The following is a 22,385-nucleotide window of genomic DNA, read 5'->3' on the forward strand; positions in this document are numbered from 1 at the left end:
GCATTTCGAATAACTCTCCTGGTGCACCTACTCTGGATCACGTTCTCCGTAATAGTCGTAGTATTTGCCATCGTAGTAGTCTGCGTATTCTGGAGCCGAAAAGTTCACTGCGTTTACTGCAATACCAAGCAAGTGCGCACCCGTACGTTCCAGCAAGTCGATCGAGCGCCGCACCACTTCCTTTTGCGCGGCACCGTAGCGGATGATAAGGATAGTTGCATCCGCGAGACGAGCCAGTATGGAAGCGTCGGTAACAACGAGCACGGGCGGAGTATCGATAACAACAAAATCGTAATCGGCTCTCGCTTGTCCAAGCACATCTTCCATTTGTTTAGAACTGAGCAGTTCCGAGGGTAGGGGCGGTACCGGTCCGGAGGGCAGAAGATGAACGTTCGGAAGATCCGCCCACTCCACGATTGCTTCGTGCAAAGTCGCTTTTCCGGCCAGCACTGACGAAAGCCCCAATCCTTTTCCGATCCTGAACCGCAGATGGAGGGCGGGACGACGAAGATCTGCATCGATCAGCAGGACCTTGGAGCCATTTAGACCAAACGTAATTGCTAACAAGGAGGCGACCGAGCTTTTTCCTTCAGCCGCTCGCGTGCTGGCAATCATGATTACCTTGGGAGGAGCTCCAGGGCTGGAAAGAAGAATTGAGGTGCGCATGCCGCGCACCGCCTCTCCGATCCGAGACCAAACAGAGCTACCCCCTTTCATAGCGTGGTCCTTGAATTCGGCTGGCAATAGCTGTTCCGACCCCACATCGGGAATTGCAGCCAGTACGGGGAGTTGAAGACCCTGCTCGATTTCGGACATGGTCTTGAGGTTGGTATCCATGGCCTCAAACAGTAACGCCAGCGCCAAACCGATGATGAATCCTAATCCTGCGCCCATTGCCATGTTGAATCTTGTGCGCGGGCGACTCGGCCCCGGAGGCGTGTCAGCACTGTCCAGTGTGTGAATCGACGTCGATCGTAGACCGGACAGGATAGTGGCTTCCTGTAACTTCTGCTGCAACCCGTCATAAAGGAGCCTATTGGTCTCGTAGTCTTGCCGAGCCAGTTCATACTCGGCCGATTTTGCGCCTTTGCCGTAGGCGTCTTCCTCCTGCTTGTTCAGCGCCTCTTGGAGTTTGGATTCGTTGTTCTGCGCTGCTTCGAATTCTTTTTGGGAGCGCGCGATCTGTGCTCTTTCTTCGTGTTCGATTTCTCGCCGCAATTCGGCCATTTGCGCTTTAAGCGTCTTCACGCGCGGATAAGATGGACCGTAGGTCTGAGTGAGGGAAGTGATTTCGTCATTTAACTGTTGGAGTTTCTGCTTCGCCGCAGATAGAGCTGGATCGGTGCTGCCCAGTGCGGCATCGATTACGTCCGGCGAAGAGCTTCCGATCTGCTGGAGTTCCGATTCCTTCAATAGTCGATTGACTTGAGCATCTGCATATTGCTTATTGAGCTCTTCTAGGTTGGCTACGACGATGCTGTGGGACGGATCAATTCCATAGACGCCGATGTCTTTTTGGAGTTGAAGGATGCGAGCTTGACTCCGCTCCAAATTTGCTCTCAATCCATTGAGCTTTTGATCCAGCCATGATGAGATTTTCGCTGTGGCCGTGTAGTTTTCTCGAAATGAACGTTCAATATACCGATCGATCAATGCGTTTGCGATGAGGCTCGCCAACTGGGGATTTCCCGACGTCGCGCGGACCTGAATGAGGTCCGTGTGTCCCCGACGAGAGATATCGGTGGCTCCTCGGAACACCGAAATAGCTACGTCACGAACCTCGGGTTTGGACAAGTCCAATGGGAGTCCGTTCGGAAGCTTGATGAAATCCGGGTTGCTTTCCAGATGCAGAGATTTGATTGTTTCCAAGGCTAGGCTGCGACTGCGAAGGATTTCAATTTCTGTGTCCAGTCTTTCACTGGTATCTACGTCAGATCCAATCGCCTGCTGCAAGCGAAACTGTGAGCTTGCGTCTTGCGAATCCACCTCAATCGTGGCCAGCGCCGTGTAGAGCCTAACCGAGAAATGATTGACCACAACGCCGATCAAGATCCCGATCAGGATCGAAACACCTACAATCCAAGCCCGCTTCTTCAAAAATTGCAGAATTCGGGGGAGGTGCTGATTATCCTCGAGCAGATCCATGGGACTTCCGTTGCCCATCTCAAACGCGGTGTTCGCCGGTCCCTGATCGGACCATTGGTTGTTTAGCATTACCAAGTTGCTATCCTTAAAGTTAGTTTGCGGTTAGGCGCGTAAGTGTTGAAATTCTTGAATTTGCCTGATGAGCAAGCGGCGGTTAAACAGTCCGCGGAACTTCCGGAGCTTCGACATCATTCAACGTTCGACAAACGTGCGTTGTACGAATCAAGTAGTGTGTTTGACCATTGCGTCGGGGAGAATTGCTTTGAAAGCGAGTGACTGGCTCGCGACATTTGATCGAGCCGAAAATCTGACATTCCGCTCACCCTAGACATTAGGGTGGCGAGGCTGGAAACCCCGTTGTTGCTGAAGATGAACCCATTGTATCCGGGTTGGACCAGGTGCGGAATTGCGCCAACGTTTTCTGATGCCAGAATCAGTCGCCCAGCAGCAGCAGCCTCGTGGACCACGAGAGCCCAAGGCTCAAATCTGCTCGGCAGAATGAGACACCCAGCGGACGCAAGCACTTCCGGCATTTTTTCTGGTTGGACGAAGCCCTCCATGCGGATACCCTCTTGCTCTTCTAAGCGTGATCGCAATGGCCCAGAGCCGCAACAGATGAGAGGCCACGGATCGGAAATCTGCTTGCGGTACATTCGGTACGCTTCGGCCAACTTGTCAACGCTCTTGTCTGGGACCAGTCGACCGACAAATATAAAACATCTAGGAAGTGGCAGCCCCGCACTGATGCGAGCACTGTGCACAGCCGCAAATCCTGGGTAGTCGCACGAAAAGGATCCACGGAGAATTGAGTCCTGCAAGAAACCCAGCTTGCGAGCGAAGTTCGCTTGTCTTTCTCCGGGGAGCCAGACAACATCCGTAAGTGGCTTGACATAGAAAGGCGAAACAAGCGCACCGAGTCGCTGCTTCAAAGTCCCGCGCCATGGATTATCCATCACCATCACTCGCCAGCATCGCTTCGCGAATTTTCGCGCCATGCGTCGATATGCTGGTATGTGCCACGATGGCATCACCATGATCTCAGGGGCAAATTCCTCCAGTTGTTGCTCTAGAGGATAGAGATCTCTTTGCGAACGCCACGTCAGCCGATTAGGGATCCAGGCAAATTGGCGTTCCTCGAAGGGCGCATCCTTGACTGGCCATTCATGGGAGACAAAGAGTGACACTCCATCACGTGCTGCGAGGTCTTTCAGACACGCGTTCATGTACCCAGACAACCCAGTCCAAAGAAATGCAATCCTCACGCGGGGCTCTTCCTTGCTGGCAACCGCATTAAGCCTTTTAGAAGTCCTTCTGCACGATATAGAAAGCGCAATATCTCATCCGTTGTTCCCCAGTCATGCCCTCTTAGCTGCCTGAAAATCCTTCGACAGTCTTGTTGGTACTGCTCATTTAACCTGCCTGAACCGGAGATAGAGGCCTCGTGGATACGAAAACCCGCTAGATCAGCGCGGACGTACCCAATCTTTGCGCCTTGATTGGCGATGTGCACGAACAATTCTCCGTCCCAGCATGTCCGGTTGTTGAGGTTAAACCCCGGCGACCGTTTAAAAGCCTCGGCTCGAAAAAACGTCGACTGTTGAAGCCATTGCGTACCCCCATAGAAGTAATGAGGCACTGAGAAATCTCTTGCACTGTAGTGGCGTATCGGCTGGCCTTGGCTATCGATCTTGTATCCGTCACCCATGACCATATCGCAGTCAGGGTGCTCCTCAAAAAATCGCGAGACGCGGTTTAATGAACCAGGATAAAGGAGATCGTCGGCATTGAGAAAACCGTAGATGTCGCCTGTGGCAAGGGCGAATCCCTTGTTGAGTCCGTCGGCCGCCCCGCTATCAGGCTCGAAGATGGCGTGCGCAATCCTCTTACCATAACTGCTAACGAGTTCTCGGCTTCCGTCGATCGAACCCGGGTCAACGACTATGTATTCCAGATTGGAATAGCCCTGGGACAGGACAGAATCCATCGCCTCCTGCAGATAGTCCCGTTGATTGAACGAGAGCGTGACGATGCTGATCTTCGCCGGGTCCGTTCTAGGGGTAGCTTTGTTTTGAAGGACAGGGTGCACTGCAATTCCTCGTTCGTTTTAGGGATGGTAGGTATAGAACAGCTGAGGCGAGATGGCAAGAGCGAACGAAACGGCGTTCTTGAGAATAGCCTTCAAAGGACTCGGCGACACATAAATGATGTCGTCTTCTTGCACGATCGGATCCGACACCCGCGAGGTCAGCACTGCCTTCACGTCGATCTGCTCCACTACCTTGGTTCCGTCTGGTTGAGCTCGCACCAAATAGGTCTTGCTGTAGGAGGCGTTCGGAGTGACGCCGCCCGCTAGTGCCATCAGCTCTGACAAGGTGATCCTAGGTGAACCACAGAGCGAGTATGCTCCGGGCTTGCTAACGTTTCCGCCTACGTAGGCGATGCCACAGGCACGAACCAACACGCGATCGCCGGGCGACACTGCTCGATCGAAGTTCTCTGTGTTATGCATCGTCGGATCCCATGACACGTAATCCTTCTTTCCAGCGTCTCGATCATTGGTGATTTCGATAATTCGACCCGTGTTACTCGTCAATCCTCCTGCGATGGCCAGCAAATCTGAGAGTTGGTGCTTGCCGGGCGGTGGATAGACTCCAGGGCTGTGCACCTCACCCAGCACGGTAATACCGGTACTTGAGGAGTCAACAGTGACCGTAATCTCTGGCTCGAGCATGAGATTGTGGTCTTTCAATTCCTTTGCCAGCATTCGCGCTGCGGATGCACTGTTCAGCCCACCAATATGGAACGAGCCCAGGATTGGGTAAGGGACGTCGCCCGTTTCAGAAACACGCGTGACCAGCGAAAAATCAGGCGCATCAAAGACATTGATGTGCACGACTTCGCCCGGCGCGATAGGACTGTCGGAGAGTCCTCCGATCGAGGCAACAGATGAAGCGGATGCACCGGCAGACGATGCACCGCCGCCCTGTGCGAGGGGGATGAGAGCCGGGCGCTGCTCCTGTGCAACAACAAGATTTGGTCGCATCAGCAGAAGCGAAGCAAGTAGTAGTATGAGTTTTCTGAACGTCATTTTCTTTCTTCGAGTATCGAGGAGCCGAATTTCAGCTCTGCGCTCGTCGCTTGGGAACGAAAGCGCGTTTGTCTCCGCACGCCATTGGAGAAATGGCCATTTCCGTAAAGTTCGATCCATATAGCAGCTACCCATCCACGCTATTTAGTTGGCAAACCGTTGAATCAGAAGGCTTGGCACCTAAACGCTATGTACAATTTTGTGAAGCCGGTCGGCACTGACTTGAGGCAGAGCACATTTACTAACTGCATCAAGGGATACGCCCAAACTCCCGGCATGATCTGGACTTTGAGTCCCCGAGATGTCGATTCAAACCAAGATCCACATTTGCGCGATGCCCTTCGTAAAAACAATGGACATAAACTGCAATCGGTGCCAATTCGCTTTTAACGAGGTAGTTGAAATGTGGTACCGCTCTACTGAATAAAGCATTAATCAAACAAAGCTTCGCCATCCTCACTTGGATGGAGGCATTCCACATATCTGAGGAACTACCAGGAGAGCAACATGTTAGAGTGATGCTTCATGGGTAGATGAAAGATGCTTCCACCCGAATGACGAACTCCCCGCGGCACATACGTTGGCTCGCTCCTTAAGTATACTGACAATCGCCGCTGATCTGGGCCGCTGGAACTCAAGAACAAGTCGGCCACGGAAGACTCGGAGAAGGCTGACATTGCTTTTGAGTTGCAGCTTCAGTACTTCTGACCCTCAAGTTCTGCTTTTTCCCTGCAAGTGATTACGCTGAGCGGTATTATCTTTCCGTGCCTTGCTGACAATTGGTCCCCTCGGTCGCCCCTTTCGGAGGTTTGGACATGAGAATTGGTCGGAAAGCACTCCTCTGCTCTTCGCTGTCTCTCGCAGCCAACGGTCTATTTCTTGCTCAAAGACAAACTGCTGAGAACTCCCCACGTCCAGGCTTTCCGGTGATCCAGGCCTCCGGAGACGCGCCGTTGGTCCCTTCGCAAATTGCTGCGCCTGTCGATGAAGCGAGACTTGCGCGGTTGCATGGGAACACACATCCCAACGCGAGAGCAGAATTTGACAAGGGCCGCGATGACGGTCAGCTGCCGATGGAACGCATGATCCTGGTGCTGAAACGGGGTTCGAAGCAGGACGCGGCGCTCAAAGCTTTTATGGCCCGGCAATTGGACCCCACCTCTCCTGACTTTCACCATTGGCTTGGGCCGGAGGAATCTGGCAGGATTTATGGTCCATCGGAGAACGACATTTCGGCCGTCGGCAATTGGCTCCAGAATCACGCTTCTCCATCGAAGTGTCGAATGGCCTCACCTTTATAGAGTTCTCAGGCACCGCCAGGTTGGTCGAAGACACATTTCATACCGAGATTCACCGTTACAGCGTCGGGGGAGAGGAGCATATCGCCAACAACTCCGATCCGAGCATTTCTGAGGCGCTCAGTTCATCTCAGTGAAGTTGATGAATGGACAGCGTGGAGGTATCAAGGGTTTCGGTAAGAAACCAGTATCCGTTCTTGAGCGATCAGCAAGCATTTCTGCCATCGCTTCATTAGGCTCCGCCGACACAGGATACTAATCGGTGAGCGAACTAAATCCGCCATTAAACTGCAACATTCTGGTGCCTGTTTTGGTGCCTGTTCGTTTTCGGATCAAGTGCAGCTGGTTGCAGCCGAGTGCAACAAGCAAGATTCTATGAAACCACTATGGATGTTTAAGTTAGCAGAATTCTGCATTCAAGTGCTGTCTGGTGCAGCCCTGTGTAAAAATGGCCTATACCAGACTTAAAATCCGCAGGCCGCAAGGCCGTGGGGGTTCAAGTCCCCCTCCGGGCACCAAACAACATTACCCAAAGATAGTTTCTCGATCGCCGCGCCTCCGGTGCGCCTGGGCCTTTTCTCCAGTTCTTCGTCCCACTTCGGTAATCTCTGCCAGTGTCGCGAGCGTAACGCGTTTTGGAGCGCAGTCGTGGTATTGCAAGTTTCTTCCTCGACTCTATGATCGGAATCTCTTGGGGAGGAAGGCATAATGAATGATTTCATAAACGGCTTGTGCCTTAAAGTACGTAGCTTTGGGGTACGCGAAGAAGGTCAGGATCTTGTGGAATATTCCTTGGTTTTTGCCATGATAGCGTTTGGAGCAATTACTGGCATGGGATATTTGGCGAGCGGCATTAACACTGAATTTTCGAACGTCGCCCAGGTGCTCACTACCGCCACTAGCTAGTCTGGAACACTTGGGATCCTCTCAGCGGTTGAATTACGAGAACTAAGGCTCATTCCCACCAAAAGCTACCGGGAGCGATAGAATCCTTGGCCTGCGGCCCATCAAAGTTCTTAATCTTTCCAGGAAGGCCGGAAAGGCAGAGATCCAGTCTGTATTTTCCCGTGTCCCGCAAGACCGTAGGCGTACAAATCGTCTCGGCTACGATTTTCTACACGGATGTGCAAAGTCGACAAGCCGCGGTTGAGACCAGTGTCACCAGATGGAAAACTGGCAATCTGCTTCTAGGGTGTTGTGGTCGCCATGCCGTTCGGAATTAGCCTCACAGTCGTCAGTTGGTACGCAATCGCCTGGAAGATCCCGTTCAACGAATAGTCGGGGAGTCCGGTGGCCTGGCATGCCGGATCACCGCCCGTCATGTAGTAATCGGAATAAAAATTCTGCGGGCTTGATGCCATCAACTTCATAGCTGTGCACGGGCTGATATTTGGGTGAGCCCCTTGACCAACATCGCTTCCGCAATTACTCAAATTGGAGGTAGTTGGCGACCCATAAGCGATTGTGTACACCTTAGTCGGATTGCCTGGATAGGTTGCCGCATACTTTGCGGCGTCGACGCCCTGCCCGCATTCTCCGATCCATGACGGATAAGTCCCGGAGTTCGTGGCCCAGGTCGTGCTGCTATTTGAGTTCGATGAGTTCGCCATATTGCTTTGCTGGGCTGTTGCATTTCCATCACTCAGCAGGATAATCACATTTTGTGTGCCGGCATTGACGTTTTGCTCTGCTAGCAAAGCGGACTGCGCGGCATAAATAGCTCCCGCATAATAAGTATTCTCACTGCTGGTTTGTATTCCGCTGCAACCGCTGCTGCTGTGGTGTCTCCCGCCAGTGCCCGTTCCTACGCCTAGCGCATTTGATAGAGATGAGCTCTTGCTCAAGGAAGTGGTGCTGTTTGAGCTGCGATAATCCGTCGAAAAGCCCGTTATTTGATAGGTCACATTTGTCGTAACCTTGCTTGTCCCCGATCCAGTTGAGAAAACCGTATTTGAAAGACTCTTCGCCGAGTTCGACGGAAACGTATAAGGTTCCGCGGTTGGATTTGACGTACTGCTGCAATCGGTGTCCATTGAAACATCGCTTGCGTCGATATTCGGGAACGTAAACAGACTCACATGATCCACGGACGGCGACAAGTTCAATAGGAGTTGTTGAATGCCTTTGGTTGCACATGACAACTGCGTCTGGTTGGTCCCGCAACTGCTATCCGGATAATCCATCGAGGGCGTAGTGTCCAGGATGATCGCAACATTGTAGGGAGTATTGGTGCCACCCATTGCCGCAGTCGAAACAGTGCTGATTTTCACCGTTTTCATTCCCACCATTCCCATAAAAAACGTTGAAACTGTAGCGGACTGCTGCACTTGAAGAGCGTTCCCGCTCGCACTATTGACGCATGGCAGACCCTGGGTTTTGAGTGCGCTTACGCAAATGGGGGTGACGATGGGCGTAGAGGCTGAATAGGTAGCAGAAGCGTTCAGCTTACCTGAACCTGCGCTGTATGCGATCGCCGATCCCGTGTAATCGCCATCCGGCATCACTCGAGCTCCAGCCAACGCCGCAGCATCTGTCGCGGACTGCAACTGTCGATGAACCAGCATGATTCGACTACCGTCTAACACCAGTCCACTTACACCTAGAATGACAAACATCATAAAGGCCACCCAAGGAATGACCTGGCCCGCGTCTTCGCCGAAGATTTCAAATCGCATTGCACTGCCTGTCGGTTTCATCTCTTACTCTTTTCTCTCTCGTACCAGAATGACGGCAAAACATCACTGCGTCAGCTCTGATGACTGTGCTTGGAGCGTCAGCGCCACCGGTCTGTATCCGAAAAAATTCATAGTGTAGGGATACGAGGCCGTCACTTGGGTCGTTGAACCGGCCACCATATTCGCCTCCCCAGCAGCACACGTCCAACTTCCTTGTTTGAGATTCGAGTACGGAGTCGAATTCAGCGAAACACTGAGCGTAATCTTCGATGGATCCAGAACAGGCGCTGCCGCCACAATGGCTGCGGAAGCAGTGGCACACGGGTCCGGAGTTGTGCCATCCGAGTTCGTGGCCCGGCTCACGGCCAGAGTACGGGCACCGATATCCACTGCATTGCTAAGCTGGAAGTAGGTAAAAAAACCGAATCCGAACGAGAACATCCCGCCGATTAACCCCAGCATTAGAGGAGCGATTAAAGCAAACTCGACCAACGCCCCGCCGTCCTGTGTGGAATTCAGAGCATTCCGAAACCGATTGATAAAGGTTCTCTTCTGTTGAGTTGGAATGGGTAGATTCTGAAAATCAGTCCGTATGGATGAGAACAAGTTTTTGAAGAACATTTGACTGGGCCCCTTGTATTGATTGCATGTGCACTTGCTATCTCGCTATAAGAAGGCCCAATCCAAACCGCACCTTCATACTTTCGAGATCCAAGTGCAATCGAAGTGTAAGATGTCATTCAATCAAGGGGAATAACTAAAACGTGCTATAAGTGCTTATATATCAATTAAATACAGTGTACTTTGTGTGATGCAAATCACACACTGACAGTTAATCCAGATTACTGTGTAGATACCATGATCCTACTTTGTTACCTACTGTGTGGTTCCACAGATCATTCCTGAAAATTGCGTACTTCACTTGATAGATGCCGGATATCGAAGATCCCAGTTTTCGCCGACTTACTGGTGCGAGCGCATTCGCCATATCACTTCGCGCAGCAGATGAACGCGTGCCAGTGGGCGCGCTGACGAGAATATGGTCCGCTAGGATAAAAATTTCACTGACAAAGCTAAGTGAGAATTTGCATCTTGATTTGCCACAAAGCGGTCCACTTCAGAGTTGCACTGAACAGTTCAAGTGTGCAACCTACACATCAAATAGCGTCCACGCTCACCGATTGATTGGAATGGCTTGTGTCGATCTAGTTCGCAGCGAATGCACATGCCCCTGCCCTTCATGCGAGGCCAGAGCATAAAACTGCTGAAGCGGGCCGCGTTGCCCGTTGCAGTGCGCAAACAATTGCAGTCCCAGAGACGTTGGCGCGATCAATACTTCGTTCGCGGCTAGCATGGCCGAGGACCCGGCTCCCTGCTTCTCCATCAATCCAAGTTCGCATAGCCGTTGCAAATCACGTTCCACCTGCTGTCCACGCGATCCCGTTGTTACTGTGAGCTCATCGATCTTGCATGCTAGGGGCTTTGCGAAGACCACGCCGGACTCCGCAAGGACCTTTGTCGCCCGCGTACATATCACCACAAGCAAACGAACCGGAAAAGTCGTCAGTTGCGAAAATAATCCAACGAGAGCCCTGCTTAGTTCATCTTTTCCATGTGCTGTACAAGACGTGGCCAGCAGTCCACCCCAGAAGTGCTTCAGCCAACCTTCTTCCGTACAGGATCCATCTTCAAGAATACGTACCACTAGGTTAGTCTCAGCGTGCAACCCTTCGGTTGCCACTTCCTGCGCCACCAGGCTATGCGCTTTAAGCACGATGTCCACCGCAACCGCAACTTTGTGGTTGCTCAATCTTCCTCTGAGCAGCTGGCCGATCTCTTCTGCCCCCCCCGGGCAAATCTGGCTAAGAAACGAGATCGCTTCGTTCGATCGCACCAGGCTTAGCATGTCTGCAGGTTTCCAGTCTTCTATAAGGTTTGACCGCAACATTTCCCATTGGCTGGACGCCGGGTCATTCTTAGGAAGCACAAATGCCAGGCCAACTCCGTCTTTCCCGCTGCGGGCGACCTTGGCCAGCATGTCTAGACGCCGATCGGCATTCATTTCCAGCGGCCCCTCCCGCTGCAGAGTTAGAGTAACCAAAGTGCCGCGCTGCCAGCGTTCTTTGGTAATGACGTAAACGCCCGAGGGGCTAATGTCCCGCACCGATTCCTGCACCAGGCTGGTGCCGTTCCATCGGTATGCGGCAAACTGTTCGACTGACCTTCGTTCGATTCGATCAACTTCGGGCTCTAGAAAACCTTCCAGCCAGCCTTTGCGTCTTGCCATAGTGCCTCCGCATCGCTCCCAGACATAGATATTTTGCTTGATTCTATAGAGATATGGACGAATTGAAGACTCTCGGTTATTGGCTGGTAGATTCGGAAGTACTGTTTCAGACTGGCTGGGGCAGCAAGAGACTATGTCTTTGGAGGGTGATATTCAACTTTGCGGACCAACAGAGATTCGTCTGAAGAATCACCCTCCAAGTATCAGCGGCCTTTGAATGGAACACAAACTCGGGCTCGTGAGCGCGTATTTTCAAACAAGAACTAACCACGTCGCTGAGCCGGGACGATCCAGTTCTCTAGCAGACTCGCTGTTGCTACATCCGCTGCCTCATCGACCAACGTGTCCGCCGCGCGCATGCAAGCTGGATATGTCCGAGAGCAGGCGCTCAGAGGCGCCGAAATGTCTCAACTGGCTCATGATCACTGTCTGACGGACTATTGAGCTGAGCTTTCTGCCACTCTACAAGTTCAGTTCTCGATGGCATACCTACTTCTCTCTCCTGGCGTCAGATGAACTGCGACCCTGGAAGATTTCGGACCAATCGGATGGAGTTGCGTCCCCCAAAAAACACCAAAGTCTAACGCCATCAACCCCCTAACAGGTACATCCGTTATCCGCTTTTTACCGTTTCCAATTGAATGCGAAACAAACCACGTGATATCTCCTAATCAGCAGACAAACACAATCGCAGAACCGGTGTGTTCCGTCGTTGAACCGAGCCAAACAAAGGGGTGCGTATGGACCGCAGCAAGTTCACCATTTCAGTCGTCCCTGACTCCAACAACCGGCCATCGAATGGTCCACGCATTGTCCCCGACAAAAGTGCGGAATGGGATGCCAAGTGGCTTCGGCCTAATCTCTTTGCTGCGCCCCCAACCCCGCAGCCGAAAGAAATCGAGCCCGTAGTGCATGCTGAGGCCGAGCAGCGTGAATCGGATCCCCTTGCAGTGCGATTTCTTCGCTGGTTGTTTCCTGAGGTCAATCAGCGCCGTGCCAAGCGCTTTGAGGCCCCTAACCTCGTTGCATACTACTGGACCGGTGGCGCGCCATACTCTTACCACGTAGGCGATATCAGTGCGACCGGCCTGTTTCTGCTCACGAAAGAACGCTGGGCTCCCGGCACCCTCATCCAGATGACGCTCCAGAAGCAAGACGGCCGGACGAATGATTCCGACAGTTCCATCTGCGTTCTTTCTGAAGTTGTCCGCTGGGGACAGAATGGAGCTGGATTCAACTTCGTTCTTTCCGACTACGAGGACGTCCTCAACTACGGGATGACACCGATGGAGTCGCTGGATAGAAAATCCATCGAGCGCTTCCTTCATAAAATCGGCGTGCCTGCCACTCAATAGTCGAAAACCGAGTATTTGTTTTGTGCTTATTTTCCCCGCTCGTCGTAGCCAAGGAACATAACAATCAAAGGCACCTGTAGGGGATTTGGTTCCTTTTCAGTTGCGTGCACAGAACGACTGTCTTATCCAGCGCATTGCATTCTTCATTCCAGCGAGCACCACCCGGGCACTCCGGTCACTGAACTGATTCGACGTCATCGGCATTAAACTAAAAAGCGACCTCAAGGGGTCGCCAGCATTTGATCAGATCTAGTTTAATGGTGCGCCCGGAGAGATTCGAACTCCCGACCTACTGATTCGTAGTCCCTTTAGAGCCACTTTGCGTGAGGATGCACCGGGGCGCAATGGTCTGCATAACAGCCTTTATTAGAGAGACATAAATGGTAGTCTTCGCAAACGCAGCGCTGCACGGGGCTGCACTGAAATCCAGATCAAACATGCACCAAAACAGGCACTCGACTCTATACACAGCGGTGTGTACCACACCCCGTGTTGGAAGTACACAGGTGATGTTTGCCCCAAACGAATCAGGGACACAATGCGGCTCTGCGCACCACGAGACTGGATGTGAACATCGCCAGGAATTGATTGAAGAGAGTTTCCGAATGGCGTCGCCCTACCCTCTGGATTCCTCTCGATCCGCAGGCAGGCCAGACCTATGTCGCTGTTTCTGCCCGCAGGGCGGAACAAGATCCCGATGCACTACGGCTTGTTCAGTTCCACTGCTTTGTAGTGTGCATACGCAGCGATGTTCGCGTCGTCATATTCCGTCGCTCGAACTAGTTCGGAGATGGCATTTGGATGTGGTCGATCACAACAACCGATACGGGTGCTTTGGTGTTTTTTAACTGTAAGCCAAGCTGCTCCTGGATGGCAGTCTCAACAGGAGGCCACATAGATTCCTCGTCGGTGCCCATGTCCGAAAGCGATCCGTGGAATTGAAGCTTGAAATCGAATGTGCCGACAATCCCTGACTGGTCAATAACAGTCTTGCGCAAATAAAACTGAAGTGTTTTACTCAGATCCGCTATTGTCGCTCCATGCGCAATGAGAGCAATCCCCTTCGGATCCGGATCAGACTCGATTCCGGTATTTGGGCCTACGGGCGATCCCTTCTCTAACTTGGGGCCCCGCTTGGCAATGGTCAGAGTAAAGGCAGGTGCCTCCCTCGTTTCCAAGTGCGCCTTTAACCCGAACCTGTCTACTAGAAGTGCTCGGATCATGTGCTCTTTCTCAAGCTTTGCTCGGTCGTCGCTTAGCCTTGCGAGCCGATCGTTGGTGATGCTATCCGATCTGGCCTGCACGTCAAATCGAATGTCGTTAGATCGCGTGGCTTGCACCCACTCCGGTCCACCCAAGACTTGTGTGCGGTAGTCAAGGCCATACGCCAATCCGACGAGCTGCGCCGCCCACACGCCAGTCGCAGTCAGCTGGCTGCTATGTAATGGACTCTGGAGGCCATTTCCGTGAGGGCCCGGCAGACATTCTTTGACCGAAGTTACGTCAAAGGTGAGCGTCGGTGCATAAGGCACCGACGCCGCTTGGGGTGGTATTGCCGGGGCAGCAGAGAGCATAACGAGGGCCGTGGGCACCAGCAGAAGCGTTCTGATGGACAATGGGACCTTTTGCATAACTTTTGCAACCAAGCTCGATTAGTTGTTCACGATTATGCCGCAGCCCTTGCCATACGGCCAATCAGTGCACGCGCAACCATCGTCACAACCCCCAGGCAGCTGGCAGGTTGCACGGCATGGGCTATTGGGTATCGCGGGTGCATGTACCTGACTCCATGCCTCCCAAGAGGCACCGGCGGACAAAACCAAAGTCTATAACTCCGATCCTGAACTCAGTTAAATTCACGGCTGGACAATAACGCCGCATGCGATTCGCCCCCCGGCATTGCCCGTCGGGTCAGTCATCATATCGTCAGGCTTCTCGTGAATGATGATGGCCGTGCCGCCGTTGGCGAAGACGGAGTTCGGCGCGGCCGGGTCGAGAGACACGTCATTGTTCCAGAAACTCGTGGACACCGTGCCGTCGGCTTGAACTGTCAGGTTCTGATGCATGTCGCCGTTGTGGTGGCCATCAGGATTGTTGTATCCGTGCTTCTTTCCAGCAGGGTTGAAATGTCCGCCGGCTGTCTTGAAGTCGGGCGTATCGCACTTGGCATTCTGGTGGATGTGGATGGCGTGTTCGCCCGGAGGTAAATTCTTCAGATCGACCTTCACTTCGACTCCGGCGTTGCCCTGATTGAGCACAACCTCCCCGGCATCTTTGCCGTCGTTGGTCTTGATCGCGACCTTGACGGATTTGGGTGGAGCCGCAATCGCGGACAGCTTCCCGGGTTTCACCGGCGATTGGGATGCAGCGGCGCTTGAGGCCAGCGGCAGGGTGGCCACTGCCGCCAACAATGCTGAAGCCAGAAGCAACTTAGAATATGTCTTCATGCGTTATCCTCGCACGCACAAGGATATACCTCCCTGCCTGTAAGGTTCAGTCCAAACCGCCCACTTGCCGGCATCAACTGACGCAGATGATGGTCGAGGTACTGATACATCAGCACAGCCCATTCCAGTGGAGTTAGCGGGCCGAAAAAGAAGTGCGGATGCTTCGTGCATATCCTGGGCCACCCGAACGCCAACAGTTAAATGGTCCTACCCGCACGGAGAACAATCCGTTTGCGATATGGACGGGCCTCGAGCCGCGCGCTGGACTGGCCTGCCGTCAGGCGGCGACTGCTTCGGTCTCATCAGTCGCGAAGGGTGCGCAACAATATCCTGCTGCTGATGCGGTTTGAGCCCGATATGAGAATGCACCGCTTCTGCGCCTGACAGCGCTCGAACGCTGATGGCTGCTCCAGCGTTATTGCCAGAATTGTTCACGATGACCGTGAACTCGTCGTCTTGCCGTCTTCGATGAAGATGGGAGCGACCTGGGGAAGCATCTCCATGGGCGTAGCGATGGTGCCGGGAGCAGCATTTGGTTGACCGATCGGAGTGGCCGGAAACCATTGAGAGGTTCGTTGAGTTTGCTGTTGCGCCGTCAAAGCAGATGAGAGAAGAGTGATGGTGAATGCGACCTTCCGACCAGACAGCATACACTCTTACACAACGGGAAATTGTGTTGAAGAAGTACTGCTTTAAATTGCTGGACTGCGCCGGAGAACGAGGTGAGATGTGGGGGAAAGGCTCGTCCAAAGTTGAACTCCGAAACTTTGGCAGAATCGATGAGCGGTGTCAAGAGAAAGAATGTGAAGGAGTTGTGGGTGACTTTTAGGATTGCGGAAGGTACCATTCCCCGCTCATCGCGACGAACTTATGAATTCTATTGCCGCTGGTGATTACTAACAGTCTCGCTCCGAGTGATTCCCATAGCAATGCAGCCAGCCGAACGATAGAAGCGCGTTTCGTTCAGGAGGCAATGCGGTTCGGGTAATCCATCCGAGCAAATCTCTGAAGCTCAGATACAGGAATCATCGTTCGAGTTCCGATCTTTCGGAACGGTAGTTGTTTGCGTGCCAGCAAGTAATCGATCGCTCGGATGCTGAGCGAGACGATTGCCGCAGCCTCTCTGCGGCTGACGAGAAGTTTCGCATCGAGCGGAACGCTCACCGTCCGCGGTGGTTTGCGTCTTTGATCGTTCGCGTTGCGCTTCGGCTTGCTGCGGTGACGATCGTGCTGGACCGCCGGGGGCCTCGAGATTTCAGTTCGCTTGGAGTTGCGAGGCGGGACGCTTTCGAAAGACAGTTGTGAAGCCGAGTTCGACGAATCCTCCGCTGACACGAGGAAGGGGAACGTGAGTTGGCCGGCATCAGTCGCCTGCATACGGCGGGTTGAGGAAGAAGAAGGACGCAAAGAGCACCTCGGCGTTCTTACATGGTTGACAGTAGCGTAGGCACAGACCTACAGTCAAGTTGTAAGTTTACACGATACGAAAGAGGATCGATGGCTGAGAAGTCGGCATGGCCCCAACAGCCCGTGATCTCCATCCGCATCTCGGAAGCGCTGCGGGCGCGCTTGGAATCTCTCAAGGAGATCCTGACACGGAGAACCGGAGAAACCGTTTCGACTTCGGAAGCCGCCAAACAACTTCTCGAATCGGCGCGAGAGGACCGGCTTGAAGTAGCAGAACTGCTGGCCGATGGAACAAACGCGCTCGCCACAGCTCGCCGCAAGGGCGAAGCCGGACAGAGCCTCTCGAGAGCCGAATGGATCGTTCTTGCTTACTACATCCAACTGGGAGTTGAGAGTCACATCGGTGGCCGCATTTCGCAGGGGACGATGAAAGGGATTCTAGAGGCCTTTTTTGCGGCATACAGAATGCGGCGAGGAAAGAAGCCGAGCCGAGATACCCGCTACCTCTCGAACCTGCCCGTCCTGGACAAACAGGGCAAGCCGGTTCACGGAAGCGAGGCGGAAGGGATCGATGTTCCGACCGCCATCGAGCGGCTGATTCGGGCTATGAAGTTGCCGGATGTGGATGAGGTCTGGCCGCAGTTCGCGGCACGGAATCTTTATGAGTTTCTGGAGGAGGAATCCTTCGGGATCGAGGCGATGAATCAGGCTCTGAAACCGCACTGGCCGATACTCTGGCGAGCGGCGGCCCGAGGGCATTATCTGGTTCGTGGTTACCCGGTCCGGGAACCCTCTCGCGCCACGACTTCCGAGCACCCGTGGGGCCCGGCCATCTCGTCCGTGTTCGAGGGCGGCTTTGTTTTGTCTTTTGCCACGGGAAGCGAACGGGATTTGTCCGTGCTGGTGAGCCTGCCTCAAGGCCGGCAAGCGATGTACGAGATCGCGCCCTGGCCGGTCATCACGGAGTTCCGGTCGATGCTGGAGAACTGGGACACGAGCACACCGAATTCGTTATGGCAGGGCCGCTGGTTCTTCGGATACACAGCGATGGAAACAACGGTGCCACCCGTATGGGTTCGCTGTCAGGGATCGGTCTCGTTCGGGTTTACGGCTGAGGAATGGGCTTCGCTTCAGGAAGCATTTCATCGCGCCTGGGAGATGCCGCAGCTGCAGCGTATCTCCGGTGAGCTGCTGCTTGAGTACGGCGAGATTTAAGAACGGCGCTGCTGTCGCAGCGGGAGTAAGTGGACACATCACCCCCAACTGGGTAACTGCAGAGCGCCTTGGAGCGCCGTGACGTTTACAAATGTCAACTTCCACTGCGACAGCAACTTGAGTTTTTCGGCGCTAGCGGATGCCTGCGCGCGTTTACGAACGTAAGCGAGGAAGCGCCGCAGAGCGCCCGCGGCGTAAACACATTGAAGCGAAAGAGGTTCGCGTAAGTTCGATTGGACGGCCAAATTCTGCACGTCAGCAAGGGGGATTCTCCCATGAATACCTTCGCGACGACGACTGAGCAAGCGAAGAAGCCGTCATCGAGCGACGAGAACAAGCCAGGCTTTCGCACCAAAACCATCTCAATGAGGCTCACTCCCGGTGAGCTCGCCGAGGTGGAATCGGCTGCCCAACGAGCAGGTAAGCAGCCCTCGGAATGGTTGCGAGAGACGTCGTTGACTGCCGCGAGAGAGCGGCCTTCCGACCCGATTGAATTGCTTCTCGCGGAGGTTTGGGCGGTGCGTCACACGCTGCTGAGCCTGTTCCATGCGGGTGCTCAAGCCACGGCTGAAGGCAAGCCATTGCTACCTGAATCGGTCCTCAAAATCCGTGAAAGCGCTGACCGAAAGAAGCTCGAACAGGCTCGCAGGATGCTCGCTGATTTCTTCGGCCAACGGACCGAAGGAGGCCACCAAGAGCGATGAATCATAGGCGGGTTCTTCTGATCTGCGTCCGGCTCCTCGGGTTTGCCGCGATTGCCCAGGCGGTAGCGGCCTGGATCTTTTTGCGCTCGATGTCCATGCCTATCGAACGCCATTACCTTTCCGCATATTTCTGGAGTTCGCTTCCGCTCATCAGCCCATCGACCATCGAAGTCCGGTTGATTTGGAAGACCGGACGGCACCGGAAGCAGGCGCTCGCCACGGACAGCGATGTTGATTCGGTCGACGGAACCGGTATGGCGCTGTCGCAGTCGGCCCGCGACTCCGGCTGGAAGGCGCTAATTGAAGGCCCACCGCAGCAGATTCCATCCGACTTACTTAGCCAGGATTTGGCCAGTTTGGCTTTCCAAGGCCAGAGCCTTTGGGATCTCCTCGTTCTGCCGGAATTGTCCGCACTCGCGGCGCTGGTCGCCGCGAGTGGTAGCTGGTATCTGCTCATAGGGTTCTTTCGAGCGCTGCCATCCGAGATCGCATGGCGCCGGCGACTCTTTAACCTTCAGGAGTCGTCGGCGAGGTTCTTCGAGGAGCGTGCGGCGCTGACCCGAACCGCCCACTCTTGGTTCAAAACGTTGCACAGGAGCGCAGTGCAGCGAATGGAAATGCAGGACGCTGCACCGCGCACGACAGTCGCCGTGATGGCGCCCGTGCCGAAGCCCGCATGCTTCGCACTTCCACTCTTCGGCGTCTACAACGGAAACGGCCGTGGCTATCTCTGGAACGAAAAGGACGCGATCGAGTGAAGAGAACCAGAACCCGGTGATTACCGGCCTCTTGAGGAACACTCCCCATGCTCACCATTTCGAAGCCGCTATCAGCCAGCCAGGCGCGGACTTACCACAAAGAGGAATTCGCCTCACGCCAGCAGAACTACTGGAGCCACGATCAACGCGTATTCAGCGAATGGCAGGGCAGGCTCGGCGACCAATGGAATCTCAACGGTCCGGTTCACGACGAGCATTTCGCGCGACTTGCCGAGGGCCAACATCCTCAGACGGGAGAACAACTCGTCCGGCATCAGGTTTCGCGGACGTACGAGGGCAAGAACGGCAAGGAAGTCATCAGCGTGGAGCACCGGGCCGGATGGGATGCCACGTTCTCTGCACCGAAATCGGTATCCATTACAGCTCTTGTAGGCGGCGACGACCGGATTCGAATGGCACACCGGGAGAGTGTGCGCGCGGCGCTTGCAGAACTGGAGCGATACACGCAAGCGCGCATCGGAAACGTACATGCCCCGGAGACAACCGGAAAGCTGGCTGCAGCCACATTCGAGCATGACGCCGCCCGGCCAGTGGACGGATACGCGGCTCCGCAGTTGCACACACACGCTGTCGTCTTCAATGTGACGGAGTGTGATAACGGCCAGACGCGTGCCCTGCAGCCGCACGAGTTTTTTGTTTCGCAGCGGTATGTGACAGCCGTGTACCGTTCGGATCTTGCACTTCGTCTCGAAAAGCTGGGCTATGAACTCGAGCGCGGCAAACATGGACAGCCGGAGATCAAGGGATACACGAAGGAATATCTGGAGGCATCCAGTCCGCGCCGGGAACAGATCAAAGATCATCTGCGCGCGCAAGGAATTGATGGAGCCGCGGCGGCTCAGATCGCGGCGCATCATACGCGGGACCGCAAAGAGCTGATATCGCAGGAGGAAGTGTTGCGGCGGCACCGGGAACTCGCGGCACAGCATGGCAACCAGGCTGATCGAGTGGTCGCTCAGGCGCGAGCACACGGTCAATACCAGACCCGAGAGCCGGAAATCAGCGCACAACGGGCGGTGACGTGGGCACGAGATCATGTTTTCGAGAGATCGGCGGTCATCGACCGACGCGCGATTCTCGAATCAGCGCTGGCACGCGGGATGGGAGAGACGACTTACGCCAGCACCCGGCAGGAGTTCGAACGCCGGGTTCGCGCGGGTGAATTCCGCGAAGTTGCCCACAACGGCGGAGGCCCTCACTTCACGACCACGGACATGATGCGCATGGAGCGCGAGATTATTGCGCGGATGCAGGAGGGGAACCGTCGCAGCTCCAATGACCCTCTGCTGGTATCGCCGCAGGTGCGCAATAGCGTCAGAGACCGGCATCCGGAGCTCAGCGCCGCGCAACGCACCGCCGCGGAAGACCTCTTCCTCTCACGTGAAAGGATCGTTGGCTTGGATGGCGTGGCTGGAGCAGGCAAGACGACCGTGCTTTCCGTGATCCGGGAAGGAGCAGAGACAGATGGTTATCGCGTGGAGGGTTTTGCGCCCACGTCCCGCGCCGCACAGAAGCTCGCCGAGGCGGGAATGGGAACGTCCACGCTGCAAAAACATCTGGCGCGGAGCGAGCAACCAGACACTGGCAAAAAGCGCCTTTATGTGGTCGATGAATCTTCATTGGCATCGACCCGGCAGTTGCATGAATTCGTACATCGTCTCCAGCCCAATGATCGTGTCCTCCTGGTCGGCGATCGGCGGCAGCATGAGGCGGTGGAAGCCGGGCGACCTTTCGCGCAGCTTCAGGATGCGGGCATGTTGACGGTCAGGCTGGAAGAGATCGTGCGGCAGAAGGACCCGGAACTGAAACGAGTGGTTGAACAGCTTGCGCGTGGCCAGGTTCATGAAGCAGTCGAGAGCCTCGACCGGCAGGGCCGCGTCCATGAGATTTCAGATCACCACAGGCGCATCGCGGCGATCGCCAAGGAATACGCAGGCTCGCCTGAACGGACTCTGGTGGTCTCGCCCGACAATCGCTCACGAATAGAGATCAATGAATGCATCCATGCGGAACTGCAGGGCAGAGGAATCGTGCAAAACGTGGAACACGATTTCCGAACACTCGTGCCGCGCCAGGACATGACCGGCGCGGATCGCACCTGGGCTGAGCGGTACGAGGTTGGCGATGTGCTGCGCTACTCGCGCACATCGAAAGAAACCGGCATCGGCAGGGGCGAGTATGCACAGGTCAAAGCCATCGATGCCGCAGCCAATCGGTTGAAAGTCGAATTGCAGGACGGGACCGAGCGAACTTACGACCCGCGCCGGCAACAGGGTGTGACCGCGTATCGCGAAGAACTGCGCACTTTTTCCCAAGGCGACCGCATCCAGTTCACTGCGCCAGCGAACGACCTCAAGGTAGCCAACCGTGAATTAGGCAGCATCGAATCCATCGGCGGCGATCGGAGATTGCATCTGAAGATGGATGATGGACGCTCCGTGCAACTCGATCCGAATCGGCAATTGCATCTCGACTACGGCTATGCCGTGACGAGCCATTCGAGCCAGGGCCAGACCGCAGACCGGGTGCTGATTCACGTAGACACGGAACTAGGTGCAACGGATCTGCTCAACAGCCGCATGGCATACGTCGCTGTGTCCCGTGGCGCATACGATGCGCAAATTTTCACAAACAACGTGGGAAGACTCGGTCATGCACTGAGCCGCGATGTGTCCCACGCGCCCGCGATCCAACAGAACCCAATCTCACAAGCCATCGAGCAGGCCGCAGAGCAACGGCCCGCCCACACGAACGAAATCTGTCATGGATTTGGTTTGGGTATGTAGTCCAGACCCGCCTCACATTCCCCGGATAATGGCAGCGTAGCCGAAGCCCGGCCGGAGTAAAGGCCGTCCGCCACGGCGGACGCCGCTTCGCGGTCAAGAGCCTTGACACCGGCCTTTGAGTCTCGGCTTATCATTCCAGCCATCCGGGAAATATCAGGTTGAGGTTTGTCCGAAAGGTCGTCAACCTTCTGGGTCGCAC

General features: G+C 54.7%; 16 protein-coding genes. 7 read left to right on the top strand and 9 right to left on the bottom strand.

Annotated elements, in window-relative coordinates; genetic code table 11:
• Window positions 1-27 precede the first annotated feature (27 nt).
• From P8935_RS14295 to P8935_RS14305, 3 genes are all read right to left on the bottom strand, one after another.
• Window positions 28-2,214, bottom strand: coding sequence for a polysaccharide biosynthesis tyrosine autokinase (locus P8935_RS14295; RefSeq protein ID WP_348260973.1), 2,187 nt, complete (start codon window positions 2,212-2,214; stop codon window positions 28-30).
• 1,189 nt (window positions 2,215-3,403) lie between these two features.
• Window positions 3,404-4,231 (bottom strand): glycosyltransferase family 2 protein, encoded by an 828-nt coding sequence (locus tag P8935_RS14300; RefSeq protein WP_348260974.1) that lies wholly within the window; start codon window positions 4,229-4,231, stop codon window positions 3,404-3,406.
• A gap of 18 nt (window positions 4,232-4,249) precedes the next feature.
• Window positions 4,250-5,233 carry an SLBB domain-containing protein gene (locus P8935_RS14305; protein ID WP_348260975.1) on the bottom strand — a complete coding sequence of 328 codons (984 nt, stop codon included), beginning with the start codon at window positions 5,231-5,233 and terminating at the stop codon, window positions 4,250-4,252.
• An 815-nt stretch (window positions 5,234-6,048) separates the two neighbouring features.
• Between P8935_RS14305 and P8935_RS14310 the strand changes: the two genes are divergently transcribed.
• Window positions 6,049-6,534 (top strand): protease pro-enzyme activation domain-containing protein, encoded by a 486-nt coding sequence (locus P8935_RS14310; RefSeq protein ID WP_348260976.1) that lies wholly within the window; start codon window positions 6,049-6,051, stop codon window positions 6,532-6,534.
• Between the two features lie 705 nt (window positions 6,535-7,239).
• Complete coding sequence (locus P8935_RS14315) at window positions 7,240-7,437, top strand: Flp family type IVb pilin (RefSeq protein WP_348260977.1); 198 nt, start codon at window positions 7,240-7,242, stop codon at window positions 7,435-7,437.
• Window positions 7,438-7,718: 281 nt separating this feature from the next.
• On the opposite strand, the gene P8935_RS14320 is transcribed toward P8935_RS14315, so the two are convergent.
• From P8935_RS14320 to P8935_RS14330, 3 genes are all read right to left on the bottom strand, one after another.
• A complete protein-coding gene (locus P8935_RS14320) occupies window positions 7,719-9,227 on the bottom strand; it encodes a pilus assembly protein TadG-related protein (protein ID WP_348260978.1) in 1,509 nt (502 codons plus the stop codon).
• 42 nt (window positions 9,228-9,269) lie between these two features.
• Window positions 9,270-9,698 carry a TadE/TadG family type IV pilus assembly protein gene (locus P8935_RS14325; RefSeq protein ID WP_348260979.1) on the bottom strand — a complete coding sequence of 143 codons (429 nt, stop codon included), beginning with the start codon at window positions 9,696-9,698 and terminating at the stop codon, window positions 9,270-9,272.
• Between the two features lie 682 nt (window positions 9,699-10,380).
• Complete coding sequence (locus P8935_RS14330; protein ID WP_348260980.1) at window positions 10,381-11,493, bottom strand: PilZ domain-containing protein; 1,113 nt, start codon at window positions 11,491-11,493, stop codon at window positions 10,381-10,383.
• A 740-nt stretch (window positions 11,494-12,233) separates the two neighbouring features.
• On the opposite strand from P8935_RS14330, the gene P8935_RS14335 reads away from it, so the two are divergent.
• Window positions 12,234-12,848 carry a PilZ domain-containing protein gene (locus P8935_RS14335; RefSeq protein WP_348260981.1) on the top strand — a complete coding sequence of 205 codons (615 nt, stop codon included), beginning with the start codon at window positions 12,234-12,236 and terminating at the stop codon, window positions 12,846-12,848.
• Window positions 12,849-13,627: 779 nt separating this feature from the next.
• Here the strand turns inward: P8935_RS14335 and P8935_RS14340 are convergent.
• The 3 genes from P8935_RS14340 to P8935_RS14350 all read right to left on the bottom strand — a co-directional run bounded on the left by P8935_RS14340 (window position 13,628) and on the right by P8935_RS14350 (window position 15,945).
• On the bottom strand, window positions 13,628-14,464 hold the full coding sequence (locus P8935_RS14340; RefSeq protein WP_348260982.1) for a TIGR03435 family protein: 837 nt from the start codon (window positions 14,462-14,464) through the stop codon (window positions 13,628-13,630).
• A 240-nt stretch (window positions 14,465-14,704) separates the two neighbouring features.
• The gene (locus tag P8935_RS14345; RefSeq protein WP_348260983.1) at window positions 14,705-15,295 is read right to left on the bottom strand and encodes a superoxide dismutase family protein; all 591 of its coding nucleotides are present in this window, start codon (window positions 15,293-15,295) and stop codon (window positions 14,705-14,707) included.
• 431 nt (window positions 15,296-15,726) lie between these two features.
• On the bottom strand, window positions 15,727-15,945 hold the full coding sequence (locus tag P8935_RS14350) for a hypothetical protein (protein ID WP_348260984.1): 219 nt from the start codon (window positions 15,943-15,945) through the stop codon (window positions 15,727-15,729).
• 847 nt (window positions 15,946-16,792) lie between these two features.
• Here P8935_RS14350 and P8935_RS14355 point away from each other — a divergent pair.
• The 4 genes from P8935_RS14355 to mobF all read left to right on the top strand — a co-directional run bounded on the left by P8935_RS14355 (window position 16,793) and on the right by mobF (window position 22,186).
• Window positions 16,793-17,917 (top strand): hypothetical protein, encoded by a 1,125-nt coding sequence (locus tag P8935_RS14355; protein ID WP_348260985.1) that lies wholly within the window; start codon window positions 16,793-16,795, stop codon window positions 17,915-17,917.
• 275 nt (window positions 17,918-18,192) lie between these two features.
• Complete coding sequence (locus P8935_RS14360; RefSeq protein WP_348260986.1) at window positions 18,193-18,621, top strand: hypothetical protein; 429 nt, start codon at window positions 18,193-18,195, stop codon at window positions 18,619-18,621.
• Entirely contained in the window at window positions 18,618-19,379 is a 762-nt protein-coding gene (locus P8935_RS14365) for a hypothetical protein (RefSeq protein WP_348260987.1), read from the top strand. Before P8935_RS14360 ends, P8935_RS14365 begins: the two co-directional genes overlap by 4 nt.
• Window positions 19,380-19,426: 47 nt before the next feature.
• Window positions 19,427-22,186, top strand: coding sequence for a MobF family relaxase (gene mobF, locus P8935_RS14370; protein ID WP_348260988.1), 2,760 nt, complete (start codon window positions 19,427-19,429; stop codon window positions 22,184-22,186).
• Window positions 22,187-22,385: the final 199 nt, after the last annotated feature.

It is taken from the genome of Telmatobacter sp. DSM 110680, from assembly GCF_039994875.1.
In the GTDB taxonomy this organism is placed as follows: Bacteria; Acidobacteriota; Terriglobia; order Terriglobales; family Acidobacteriaceae; genus Telmatobacter.

Bases quoted from the DNA above. Each gene is read 5' to 3' on its own strand.
- P8935_RS14295 (WP_348260973.1), bottom strand. From the start codon at position 2,214: ATGCTAAACAACCAATGGTCCGATCAGGGACCGGCGAACACCGCGTTT.
- P8935_RS14305 (WP_348260975.1), bottom strand. From the start codon at position 5,233: ATGACGTTCAGAAAACTCATACTACTACTTGCTTCGCTTCTGCTGATG.
- P8935_RS14310 (WP_348260976.1), top strand. From the start codon at position 6,049: ATGAGAATTGGTCGGAAAGCACTCCTCTGCTCTTCGCTGTCTCTCGCA.
- P8935_RS14315 (WP_348260977.1), top strand. From the start codon at position 7,240: ATGAATGATTTCATAAACGGCTTGTGCCTTAAAGTACGTAGCTTTGGG.
- P8935_RS14320 (WP_348260978.1), bottom strand. From the start codon at position 9,227: ATGAAACCGACAGGCAGTGCAATGCGATTTGAAATCTTCGGCGAAGAC.
- P8935_RS14330 (WP_348260980.1), bottom strand. From the start codon at position 11,493: ATGGCAAGACGCAAAGGCTGGCTGGAAGGTTTTCTAGAGCCCGAAGTT.
- P8935_RS14335 (WP_348260981.1), top strand. From the start codon at position 12,234: ATGGACCGCAGCAAGTTCACCATTTCAGTCGTCCCTGACTCCAACAAC.
- P8935_RS14345 (WP_348260983.1), bottom strand. From the start codon at position 15,295: ATGAAGACATATTCTAAGTTGCTTCTGGCTTCAGCATTGTTGGCGGCA.
- P8935_RS14350 (WP_348260984.1), bottom strand. From the start codon at position 15,945: ATGCTGTCTGGTCGGAAGGTCGCATTCACCATCACTCTTCTCTCATCT.
- P8935_RS14355 (WP_348260985.1), top strand. From the start codon at position 16,793: ATGGCTGAGAAGTCGGCATGGCCCCAACAGCCCGTGATCTCCATCCGC.
- P8935_RS14360 (WP_348260986.1), top strand. From the start codon at position 18,193: ATGAATACCTTCGCGACGACGACTGAGCAAGCGAAGAAGCCGTCATCG.
- P8935_RS14365 (WP_348260987.1), top strand. From the start codon at position 18,618: ATGAATCATAGGCGGGTTCTTCTGATCTGCGTCCGGCTCCTCGGGTTT.
- mobF (WP_348260988.1), top strand. From the start codon at position 19,427: ATGCTCACCATTTCGAAGCCGCTATCAGCCAGCCAGGCGCGGACTTAC.